Annotated in this window: 13 protein-coding genes; 1 reads left to right on the plus strand and 12 read right to left on the minus strand. The window is 58.9% G+C overall.

The window, feature by feature from the left end; genetic code table 11:
• The first annotated feature begins 8 nt into the window (after positions 1-8).
• Positions 9-1,010, plus strand: coding sequence for a porphobilinogen synthase (gene hemB / locus GH663_RS13120; protein ID WP_153132177.1), 1,002 nt, complete (start codon positions 9-11; stop codon positions 1,008-1,010).
• Positions 1,011-1,062: 52 nt separating this feature from the next.
• On the opposite strand, the gene slmA is transcribed toward hemB, so the two are convergent.
• The 12 genes from slmA to GH663_RS13180 form a co-directional block, all read right to left on the minus strand.
• A complete protein-coding gene (gene slmA, locus GH663_RS13125; protein WP_066881202.1) occupies positions 1,063-1,674 on the minus strand; it encodes a nucleoid occlusion factor SlmA in 612 nt (203 codons plus the stop codon).
• Positions 1,675-1,709: 35 nt separating this feature from the next.
• Positions 1,710-2,354 carry a pyrimidine 5'-nucleotidase gene (locus GH663_RS13130; RefSeq protein WP_066881204.1) on the minus strand — a complete coding sequence of 215 codons (645 nt, stop codon included), beginning with the start codon at positions 2,352-2,354 and terminating at the stop codon, positions 1,710-1,712.
• Complete coding sequence (gene argB, locus GH663_RS13135; protein ID WP_153132178.1) at positions 2,354-3,241, minus strand: acetylglutamate kinase; 888 nt, start codon at positions 3,239-3,241, stop codon at positions 2,354-2,356. The genes GH663_RS13130 and argB overlap by 1 nt, the downstream gene beginning before the upstream one ends.
• An 84-nt stretch (positions 3,242-3,325) precedes the next feature.
• Entirely contained in the window at positions 3,326-3,742 is a 417-nt protein-coding gene (locus GH663_RS13140; RefSeq protein WP_211371145.1) for an Hsp20/alpha crystallin family protein, read from the minus strand.
• A 126-nt stretch (positions 3,743-3,868) separates the two neighbouring features.
• Positions 3,869-4,312, minus strand: a complete 444-nt coding sequence (gene nudB / locus GH663_RS13145; RefSeq protein WP_153132180.1) for a dihydroneopterin triphosphate diphosphatase — start codon at positions 4,310-4,312, stop codon at positions 3,869-3,871.
• Positions 4,309-4,737 (minus strand): barstar family protein, encoded by a 429-nt coding sequence (locus GH663_RS13150; protein ID WP_153132181.1) that lies wholly within the window; start codon positions 4,735-4,737, stop codon positions 4,309-4,311. Before GH663_RS13150 ends, nudB begins: the two co-directional genes overlap by 4 nt.
• 5 nt (positions 4,738-4,742) lie before the next feature.
• The gene (locus GH663_RS13155; RefSeq protein WP_153132182.1) at positions 4,743-5,105 is read right to left on the minus strand and encodes a guanyl-specific ribonuclease; all 363 of its coding nucleotides are present in this window, start codon (positions 5,103-5,105) and stop codon (positions 4,743-4,745) included.
• An 8-nt stretch (positions 5,106-5,113) separates the two neighbouring features.
• Positions 5,114-6,916: an aspartate--tRNA ligase gene (gene aspS / locus GH663_RS13160; RefSeq protein ID WP_153132183.1), complete on the minus strand. Its 1,803-nt coding sequence runs from the start codon at positions 6,914-6,916 to the stop codon at positions 5,114-5,116.
• Positions 6,917-6,935: 19 nt separating this feature from the next.
• On the minus strand, positions 6,936-7,550 hold the full coding sequence (locus GH663_RS13165) for a DUF502 domain-containing protein (protein WP_211371148.1): 615 nt from the start codon (positions 7,548-7,550) through the stop codon (positions 6,936-6,938).
• The gene (locus GH663_RS13170; RefSeq protein ID WP_153132185.1) at positions 7,550-7,813 is read right to left on the minus strand and encodes an FmdB family zinc ribbon protein; all 264 of its coding nucleotides are present in this window, start codon (positions 7,811-7,813) and stop codon (positions 7,550-7,552) included. Before GH663_RS13170 ends, GH663_RS13165 begins: the two co-directional genes overlap by 1 nt.
• A gap of 72 nt (positions 7,814-7,885) precedes the next feature.
• Positions 7,886-8,740, minus strand: coding sequence for a prepilin peptidase (locus tag GH663_RS13175; protein ID WP_153132186.1), 855 nt, complete (start codon positions 8,738-8,740; stop codon positions 7,886-7,888).
• Complete coding sequence (locus GH663_RS13180; RefSeq protein WP_153132187.1) at positions 8,740-9,963, minus strand: type II secretion system F family protein; 1,224 nt, start codon at positions 9,961-9,963, stop codon at positions 8,740-8,742. The genes GH663_RS13175 and GH663_RS13180 overlap by 1 nt, the downstream gene beginning before the upstream one ends.
• Positions 9,964-9,976 lie beyond the last annotated feature (13 nt).

The following is a 9,976-nucleotide window of genomic DNA, read 5'->3' on the forward strand; positions in this document are numbered from 1 at the left end:
GTTGAAGCATGAGTGCTACCGGACGTTTTCCTGGAACCCGCATGCGCCGGATGCGGCGCGATGATTTTTCGCGTCGCCTGATGCGGGAGTCGGTGCTGACGGTCGACGACTTTATTTACCCTGTTTTCGTGCTCGAAGGCGAGGGGCGGGTCGAGAAGGTCTCTTCAATGCCGGGCGTCGAGCGACAGTCGCTGGATGTGCTGCTGAAGACGGCGGAGCGGGCGGCCAAGCTGGGTATTCCGGCATTGGCTTTGTTCCCGGTGGTCGATGCCTCGCTGAAGTCGCTGGGGGCCGAAGAGGCTTTCAACGAGCATGGCTTGGTGCCGCGCGTGGTGCGGGCGCTGAAGCGCGAATTTCCGGAGTTGGGGGTGATTACCGATGGCGCCCTCGATCCCTACACGACACACGGTCAGGACGGCCTGATCGACGATACCGGCTATGTCCTCAATGACGAAACGGTGGATGTGCTGGTCAAGCAGGCGCTCTGCCATGCCGCGGCCGGCGTCGATGTGGTGGCGCCGTCCGACATGATGGACGGACGGATCGGCAGCATTCGCGGCGGGCTGGATGGTGCCGGCTTTATCCACACGCGAATCCTGGCCTATTCGGCCAAGTACGCCTCGGCTTTCTACGGGCCTTTCCGCGATGCCGTCGGTTCGGCGGCGAATCTGGGCAAAAGCAACAAGTACTCCTACCAGATGGACCCGGCCAATAGCGATGAGGCGCTGAAGGAAGTGGCGCTCGATCTGCAGGAGGGCGCCGACATGGTGATGGTCAAGCCCGGCATGCCTTATCTGGACATCGTGCGTCGCGTCAAGGAAGAGTTTGGTGTGCCGACCTATGCCTATCAGGTCAGTGGCGAATACGCGATGTTGAAAGCTGCCGCCCAGAATGGCTGGCTGAATGAAGAGGCCTGTGTGCTGGAAAGCCTGCTCGCCTTCAAGCGAGCCGGGGCCGATGGCATCCTGACCTACTTCGCGCTCGATGCGGCGGAGTATCTGAAGCGCTAACCGGTTCGTTTTGCTGTACGGATGAAGGGCGGCTGCGGCCGCCCTTTGCTTTTTAGTCGCTGCCTGGCGTGCCGGATTGCGATAGGCAGGCGAAGTAGAGCATCGGCCACTGTTGCGGCCATTGGGCCAAGGGCTCGCGGCTGAAGCCGCTGCGCGCGTATTGCTCCCAGCGGCCGACGGCGTAGCAGCGGAGCAGGTTGGCGAGGGCGCCGAAATCGGCATCATGCTTCAGATTTTCCTGGGTGGCGGCGATGCGCAGCGCCTGCTTGAGCGAGGCTTCGACCTTGTCGAGCAAGGCGTTGATCCGCAATTGCAGGCGTTCGTTCTCATTGACCAGCGTATCGCCGATCAGGACCCGGGTCATGCCGCGGTTTTTCTGGGCAAAGCGCAGCAACAGGGCGATGATTTGCTCGACCTGATTCAGCCCTTGCTCTTCGTCGGTGGTGATCTGGTTGATGACGCTGAACAGGCTTTGTTCGATGAATTCGATCAGGCCGTCGTACATTTGCGCCTTGCTGGCGAAATGACGATAGAGGGCAGCTTCCGAGCATTCGAGTTTGGCCGCCAGGGCGGCGGTCGTGATTTTTTCCCCTTTTGGGGTCTCCAGCATCCCGGCCAGGGTTTGCAGAATCTGCAGGCGACGTTCGCCCGGTTTTGTCGCCATTGTTGCCCCCTTAGCTATTGGTTTTTGCCCAAAAATTATAGTCGACCGCAGCGCTGTGGTAGTTCCAGAACAGATTTGATTTTCACGTCTACGTAGGGCGAGTTCTGTGAGCCAGCGCTTACCCACACGGTTTTCATCCCCAGTTTTTTAGCTGTGATCAGGTTTTGAAGGCTGTCCTCGACCATGACGCAGCGCCGCGCATCAAGGCGTTCGGCCTTGAGCAGGGCACGATAGCCGGCGGCCATCGGTTTGGGGCGAAAGCGCGTGCTCTCGACCGAATAGGCGGTATCGATATGGCGCCATAAGCCGGTGATGTCGAGGACGGCATCGAGGTAGTGGCGCGGGGCATTGGAGAAGATGATTTTCCGCCCCGGCAGGCGACGCAGGGCATGTAGGGTCGGGTGGGGAAAAACCACCATCCGACGCAGGTCGGGAAACTGGTGGGTTTCCTTCAGGAAATGCGCCGGGTCGGTGTCGTGGTGGCGCATCAGGCCGAGCAGTGTGGCACCGTAGCGTTGCCAGTAGCTTTGGCGGATGCGGTTGGCCTCGGCCTCATCGACCCCCAGGTGCCGCTCGATGTACTCGCGCATCGAGCGGTTGATGTGGGGGAAAATATGCGGGCTGGCGTTGTGCAGCGTGTTGTCGAGATCGAACAGCCAGACGCAGCCAGCGTTCAGCATCAGTGCGACTTGATCATCGTGCCGACGCCGTGGTCGGTCAGGATTTCCAGAAGCAGGGCATGTTCGACGCGACCGTCGATGATATGCACGCCCTTGACCCCGTTACGGGCCGCATCGAGCGCCGAGCCGATCTTGGGCAGCATGCCGCCGGAAAGGGTGCCATCCTCGACCATTTCGTCGATCTGCTTCGGGGTGATGCCGGTAATCAATTTGCCGTCCTTGTCGAGTACGCCGGGCGTATTGGTCAGCAGGACCAGTTTCTCGGCCTTCAGCACTTCGGCGATCTTGCCGGCGACGACGTCGGCGTTGATGTTGTAGGTCTCGCCGTTCTCGCCGACGCCGATCGGGGCGATGACCGGAATGAAGGCGCCCTTGTCGAGGTGGTCGATCAGCGATGGGTCGATCTGGGTGATTTCGCCGACCTGGCCAACGTCGATCAGATCACCCGGATTGTCCTTGTTCTCCAGCATCAGCTTCTTGGCGCGGATGCAGTTGCCGTCCTTGCCGGTCAGGCCGACGGCCTTGCCACCGTGCTGGTTGATCAAGTTGACGATGTCCTTGTTGACCTGGCCGCCGAGGACCATTTCGACGACTTCCATGGTTTCGGCGTCGGTGACGCGCATGCCTTGGATGAATTCGCCCTTCTTGCCGACGCGGGTCAGCAGGTTCTCGATCTGCGGCCCGCCGCCATGAACGACGACGATGTTGAAGCCGATCAGCTCAAGCAGTACGACGTCGCGGGCGAAGCAGCTTTTCAGGTGTTCGTCGGTCATCGCGTTACCGCCATATTTGACGACGATGGTCTTGCCGTGGAAGCGCTTGATGTAGGGCAGGGCTTCGGCCAGAACGGCGGCCTTGATGCCGGGGGTGAGGTTGTCGAGACTCATGGCGTGCTCCGTGTGGAATCGCCGCGGATTGTACAAAGAAAAAGGCCGGAACGGGGCCGGCCTTGTTCCCGGGGCGATGGTGGCTTATTCGATGCTCAGCCGCTTGTTCGGACTGGCGGTCCGCTTGGGCAAGGTCAGTTCGAGAACGCCATCGTTGAATTTCGCCACAGCCTGGGCTTCATCGATTTCCTGGGCTAGTTGGAAGGAGCGGGAAACCTTGCCGAAATAGCGTTCCGAGCGGAGCAGGCGCTCACCTTCACGGGTTTCCTTTTCCTGCTTGATCTCGGCGCTGATGGACACTTGATTGCCATCGACAATGACATGAATGTCCGGCTTTTTGACACCGGGCAGTTCGGCGTGTACGAGGTAATTGTTGCCCTGTTCCGTGACGTCCATCTTGATTGACGGCTGCTGTTGCGGCGAACCGTTGATATCAACCGGGCGAACGAAGAAGCCGCGGAAAAGATCATCAAGCGGGTCGAGACGGGTGATGTTTGCCATGATTGCTCTCCTTCAGGTTGGTGGGTGATGCGTGTACCAAATATAGGGTGAGCGCGGCGGCTTTCAAGGCCTGTCGTCGCGTGTTTGCGAAATGCTTGTGAGTGCCACCGTCCAGGTGATTGCTGGTCAGCGCTGGCGGCTGGGTAGCGCGAGAATTGCCTCGCGGTTGCTGGCGGAAAAACAACGCTCGGCGGCTTCCCGCCAGGGATGCCAGGCATAAGCCAGGTGCTCGCCGGGGGCGATGCGCACCGGTTGAATCGCCGGTAGCTCCAGCGAAAAAACATGCTCGGTATTCTGGGTTACCCCGGGGGCGTAGCGATGCCGCCACTCCGGGAATATTTCGTAAGTATTGGTCTGTTGCCAGTCGCTGAGTCGGAAGTGGTGGCTGTCGAGGCCGGTTTCCTCCAGAACTTCGCGATGGGCGGTCTCGATCAGGGCTTCGTCCGCTTCCCGGCTGCCGGTGACCGATTGCCAATAGCCGGCGTGCGCGGCGCGTTCGAGCAGGAGTACTTCCAGTGCCGGGGTGTGGATGACGACCAGAACTGAAACGGGTTGTTTGTACTGGCTCATGCGTCCGGCAAATTGGCGATGCCGCGAGCTGGACTGGTCAGCAGAATCCACGTCGGGTACTTTGCGGCTGAGCGGATTCGTGCTGCCGAGCGCAGTACCTCGATCAGGGTGGAGAATGCCTCGGGGTCGTTGTGGCGCAGTGTCTCCAGGCCCGACACCAGTAGAAGCAGGCCTTTGCGCGCTTGCCAGTCGGGGTCGGTCAGGCAATCGTGCAGGGCGTCGAAATTGGCCCCGTACCAGATCGGGAATCCGAAAGCCCGACCTAGCTCGCGCAGGATTTCACCGGCCTCGCCAGAGGCGCTGAGGTCGGCGCTGAGTTGTACCAGGTGGGCTTGCCTGGCCTGGGCCTGCACTTCGCTATGGCGGGCTGCCGGCAAATGGTAGAGCCCGGCCTGGGAGGCGTCCTGCAAGAGGCTGTGTTTCATTCCGGCTACTCCTGGATTCGCCGAAAACTCTGGTAATGGTCGTCGGTGTAGTAATACTCGCCGCGCTCGCCGGCGATGATGCGCCGGGGCCCGCGATCCCGTCGGCCCGGTGTCTTGACCGTGTATTCCAGGTAATAACCGCGAGGATGGAGTGGCAGGCGTTTTTCGTAGTTCCCGAACACAATGCCGTCGCGGGCGTAGGGGAAAGGGCCGCCGGTTTTGATCAGGGTTAGCGTTTGCCGCGCTTCATGGGGCAAATTTGCCGCCAGGACGACGTCGACCGCAGCACTGTCGCGGGTGAAACTAAAACCGAATGCGCTTCCGATCGCCAGCCAGGTGACGATCAGGAAGCGCAGCCAGGTTTTCATGCCGGATTTCAGCCCTGGGTGACTTCGAGCTGGGTTTCCACCTTCTGGCGCAGGCGGATATGCAGTTCGCGCAGTTGCTTCTCGTCGACGCCGGACGGGGCATCGGTCAGCAGGCACTGGGCGCGCTGGGTTTTCGGGAAGGCAATGACGTCACGGATGGATTCGGCGCCGGTCATCATGGTGACGATGCGATCCAGGCCGAACGCCAGGCCGCCGTGCGGCGGGGCGCCGTACTTCAGGGCGTCGAGCAGGAAGCCGAACTTGGCCTGCTGTTCTTCCGGGCCGATGTTGAGCGCCTGGAAGACGGTTTCCTGAACTTCCGACTTGTGAATACGGACCGATCCGCCGCCGATTTCCCAGCCATTCAGCGCCAGATCATAGGCCTTGGCCAGGCACTTGCCCGGATCGCTTTGCAGCAGGGCGACATGCTCGTCCTTCGGGCTGGTGAAGGGGTGGTGGCAGGCTGTCCAGCGCTTGTCTTCCTCGTCATACTCGAACATCGGGAAGTCGACGACCCACAGCGGTTCCCAGGCTTTGCCATTGAGGAAGCCCTTTTCGTGGCCAATCTTGACCCGCAGGGCGCCGAGCGCATCGTTGACCACCTTGGTCTTGTCGGCACCGAAGAAGATCAGGTCGCCGGATTGGGCACCCGTGCGGTCGACGATGGCTTTCAGGGCATTTTCATGCAGGTTCTTGACGATCGGGCTCTGCAGGCCAGTTTCATTGAGTTGCGTGACGTCGTTGACCTTGATGTAAGCCAGGCCCTTGGCGCCGTAGATGCCGACAAACTTGGTGTATTCGTCGATCTCGCCGCGGGTCAGGCTGGCGCCACCGGGGATGCGCATCGCGGCAACGCGACCGTTCTCGCTGTTGGCGACACCGGCGAAGACCTTGAAGGAGACGTCCTTGACGGCGTCGGTAACTTCGGTCAGTTCGAGCGTGACGCGCAAGTCCGGCTTGTCGGAACCAAAGCGGCTCATCGCTTCGCTGTAGGCCATGCGCGGGAAGGGTGCCGGCAGGTCGACGTCGATCGCATCCTTGAAGACGTAGCGAATCAGTTTTTCGATCAGTGCGGTGATGTCGTCCTCGGTCATGAACGAGGTTTCGATATCGACCTGGGTGAATTCAGGCTGGCGGTCGGCGCGCAGGTCTTCGTCGCGGAAGCATTTGACGATCTGGTAGTAACGGTCGTAACCGGCCACCATCAGCAATTGCTTGAACAATTGCGGCGACTGCGGCAGCGCGAAGAACTGGCCGGAGTGAACGCGTGATGGCACGAGGTAGTCGCGCGCACCTTCCGGGGTCGACTTGGTCAGCATGGGCGTTTCGATGTCGATGAAGCCGTTGTCGTCGAGGAAGCGGCGGAAGGCACGGGCCGTCTTGTAGCGCAGCATCATGTTGTGCTGCATCTGCGGGCGGCGCAGGTCGATGACGCGGTGAGTCAGGCGGACGTTCTCGGAGAGGTTTTCTTCGTCGAGCTGGAACGGCGGCGTGACCGAGGCGTTCAGGACTTCGATCTCGTGGCAGAGAATTTCGATTTCGCCGGATGCCAGATTGGCGTTGGTCGTGCCGGCCGGGCGCGGACGCACCTTGCCGGTGATCTTCAGGCAAAACTCGTTACGGACAGATTCGGCGATCTTGAAGGTGTCGGCACGGTCCGGATCGCAAACGATCTGAGCCAGGCCATCCCGGTCACGCAGGTCGATGAAGATGACGCCGCCGTGGTCGCGCCGGCGATGCGCCCAGCCGCACAGGGTAACAATTTGCCCGTCGAGGGCGGCGTTGAGTTGTCCGCAATAATGGGTGCGCATGAAGCTTTCCGATGGTTCTTTAGATGTTGGTAATGGCGCGAGGGTGCGGCGGCGGAGCCACGACACCCATCGATATGATGTATTTGAGCGCTTCATCGACAGTCATGTCGAGTTCAACGACGTCTTCGGCCGGCATCATCAGAAAGAAGCCGGAGGTCGGATTGGGGGTGGTCGGCACGTAGACACTGACATATTCACCTTCGAGGTGATTGACCAAGTCGCCCCCGGGCTGCCCGGTTTGGAATGCGATGGTCCAGCTATCCAGTCGGGGATACTGCACCAGCAAGGCTTTCCGAAAGGCATTGCCGTTCGGGGCAAACAGCGTGTCAGAAACCTGCTTGACGCTTTTATATACCGAGTTGACGACCGGGATGCGCGAGAGCAGCTTGTCCCACCAGCCGACCAGCTTTTGCCCGATGAAATTTGCGGCGAGCAGACCTGTTAACAGAATCATGGCCAGGGTCAGCAGCGCGCCAACGCCGGGTATCGCGAAACCGAAAAGATGCTGCGGGTGTACCGTTTCCGGCAATAAGCGCAAGGACTGATCAAGCGTGCTGATAATCAGCGAGAGTACCCAGCCGGTAATAACCAGGGGCACCCAAATTAGGAGCCCGGTAATGAAATAACGTTTTATCAATTGGCCGCGCACGGAGTACATGCCCCTGAACCGCCCTGGCAGGGGGGCGTGCTGTCAGCCTTGGGCGCAGTTTTGCCGCCGCCCTTGAAGTCGGTGGCGTACCAGCCATTTCCCTTTAGCTGGAAGCCAGCAGCAGAGAGCAACTTGTTATAGGTTTCCTGGCCACAGGCCGGGCAGGTAGTGAGCTGCGGGTCGCTCATCTTTTGCAGATGCTCTTTCTGGGAACCGCAGGAGTCGCAGCGATATTCGTAAATCGGCATGGGAATCCTCCAAAACCTTGAATTATAACTGAGTGTCCGTGATGCTTATATATTGGTGTCGGGCGCGAAATTTCAAGCGATCAGACCAATATAGCGGTTGGTCAGTTGCGGTCCCCAGAATAGGGCGATTACACCAGCCGCGGCAAGGTAAGGGCCGAATGGAATCGGCACGTTGCGGCCATGGCGAGCTGCAACGATCAGGCTAATGCCGACAATTGCCCCGACAACCGAGGAGAGCAGAATTATGGCAGGCAGCATTTGCCAGCCAAGCCAGGCGCCGAGTGCGGCCAGCAGCTTGAAATCGCCATAGCCCATGCCTTCCTTGCCGGTCGTCAGCTTGAACAGCCAGTACACGGTCCACAGGGCGAGGTAGCCGGCCATGGCGCCAATAATCGAAGTTGGCAGGTCGACGAAAGCGCCGGCTAGATTGAAGGCAATGCCCAGCCATAACAAGGGCAGGGTAATCGAGTCTGGCAAAAGTTGCGTATCAAGATCGATAGCGGCCAGTGCGATTAGCGACCAGACCAGCAACAATGCGCCAACCATGGCGAGCGTGGGCCCGAAGTGCCATGCTGTATAGGCCGAGAGCAATCCAGTGGCCGCTTCAACAATCGGATAGCGTGGCGAAATACCCGTCCCACAGCTGGCACACTTGCCTTTCAGAATCAGCAGGTAGCTGATCAAAGGTATGTTTTCGAGGACCGAAATTTGATGGCCGCATGCCGGGCAGCGTGAGCGAGGGGTGGATAGTGTCAATGCATCGCTTGCGAGGGGGGGGGGGTCGCCCCGCAACTCCGCGCATTGTGTTTGCCACTCCTGCTCCATCATTTTGGGTAGGCGGTGAATAACGACGTTAAGGAAGCTACCGATACACAGGCCGAGCAGCCCGACTATGGCAGCCAGGCCACCCATTGACTCAGGAAGCATCAGACCACCGATCCCAGCTTGAAGATTGGCAGGTACATGGCGACGACCATGCCGCCAATCAGCGTGCCGAGAACAACCATGATCATCGGCTCCATCAGGCTGGACATTGCTTCGACAGCATCATCCACTTCCTGCTCGAAAAAGTCGGCAACCTTGGAAAGCATGGAGTCGAGTGCGCCAGACTCTTCACCAATGGCGACCATCTGCGTCACCATGTTGGGGAAAATATTGGCATTTTGCATGGCATTGGTCAGGCTTGTGCCGGTTGAGACCTCGCTCTGAATTTGTTTGGTTGCTAACTTGTACACATAGTTGCCGGCAGCGCCTCCAACAGAGTCCAGGGATTCAACTAGTGGAACACCAGCGGCAAACATGGTGGCCAAGGTTCGTGTCCAGCGGGCGATGACTGACTTACGTACAATCTCGCCAAAGATCGGCATGCGGAGCAGTAGTCGATCCATCGCCATCTGGACCTTTTCCGAACGTTTCCAGCTTTCAAGGAATGAATATAGTGCGGCGCCGATGGAACCGAAAATTGCCCACCAATACGCAACAAAAAAATCTGAAATGGCAATTACAACGAGCGTTGGTGCTGGTAGGTCGGCCCCGAAGCTCTTGAAAACATCCTTGAATGCTGGAATCACGAAGATCATGATGACCGCTGTAATGACAAAGGCAACAACGATGACAGCAATCGGGTAGAAAAGTGCTGATTTGATCTTGCTCTTGATTGCAAGGATCTTTTCCTTGTAGGTGGCAAGTCGATCGAGCAAGGTATCAAGAATGCCGGCCTGTTCGCCAGCGGCAACTAGGTTGCAATATAAAACGTCAAATTGAAGCGGGTATTTTCTGAAGGCCTGAGAAAGCGAGCTGCCTGTCTCCACATCGGCCTTGATGTCCAGCAATAGCTTGCCGACTGCAGGGTTTGAATGGCCTCTGCCGACAATATCAAAGGCTTGCAGCAAAGGAACACCAGACTTCATCATCGTTGCCAGTTGGCGTGTGAATAGTGCAATGTCCTTGTCGGTGATTTTCCCGCCGCTTTTGAAGCGAACTTTCTTGACCTTGGCGTTGATGACGCCCTGGCGGCGCAGGGTGGATTGAACAACGGATTCGCTGGCGGCGCGCATTTCTCCGCGTACGGTCTTGCCGTCCTTGTTGCGCCCCTCCCAGAGAAAGGCGCTTTCCTTGATTCTGGCCTTTGATTTGGCGGCTGTGGCCATTGTTATTCCTTCC

It is taken from the genome of Dechloromonas hortensis (assembly GCF_009469765.1).
Classification (GTDB): Bacteria; Pseudomonadota; Gammaproteobacteria; order Burkholderiales; family Rhodocyclaceae; genus Azonexus; species Azonexus hortensis.

Excerpts from the sequence above, each read along its gene's own strand:
- GH663_RS13130 (WP_066881204.1), bottom strand. The coding sequence starts at position 2,354 with ATGCTGAACGCTGGCTGCGTCTGGCTGTTCGATCTCGACAACACGCTG.
- GH663_RS13140 (WP_211371145.1), bottom strand. The coding sequence starts at position 3,742 with ATGGCAAACATCACCCGTCTCGACCCGCTTGATGATCTTTTCCGCGGC.
- GH663_RS13150 (WP_153132181.1), bottom strand. The coding sequence starts at position 4,737 with ATGAAACACAGCCTCTTGCAGGACGCCTCCCAGGCCGGGCTCTACCAT.
- hemB (WP_153132177.1), top strand. The coding sequence starts at position 9 with ATGAGTGCTACCGGACGTTTTCCTGGAACCCGCATGCGCCGGATGCGG.
- argB (WP_153132178.1), bottom strand. The coding sequence starts at position 3,241 with ATGAGTCTCGACAACCTCACCCCCGGCATCAAGGCCGCCGTTCTGGCC.
- GH663_RS13175 (WP_153132186.1), bottom strand. The coding sequence starts at position 8,740 with ATGCTTCCTGAGTCAATGGGTGGCCTGGCTGCCATAGTCGGGCTGCTC.
- GH663_RS13170 (WP_153132185.1), bottom strand. The coding sequence starts at position 7,813 with ATGCCGATTTACGAATATCGCTGCGACTCCTGCGGTTCCCAGAAAGAG.
- nudB (WP_153132180.1), bottom strand. The coding sequence starts at position 4,312 with ATGAGCCAGTACAAACAACCCGTTTCAGTTCTGGTCGTCATCCACACC.
- GH663_RS13180 (WP_153132187.1), bottom strand. The coding sequence starts at position 9,963 with ATGGCCACAGCCGCCAAATCAAAGGCCAGAATCAAGGAAAGCGCCTTT.
- slmA (WP_066881202.1), bottom strand. The coding sequence starts at position 1,674 with ATGGCGACAAAACCGGGCGAACGTCGCCTGCAGATTCTGCAAACCCTG.
- GH663_RS13155 (WP_153132182.1), bottom strand. The coding sequence starts at position 5,105 with ATGAAAACCTGGCTGCGCTTCCTGATCGTCACCTGGCTGGCGATCGGA.
- aspS (WP_153132183.1), bottom strand. The coding sequence starts at position 6,916 with ATGCGCACCCATTATTGCGGACAACTCAACGCCGCCCTCGACGGGCAA.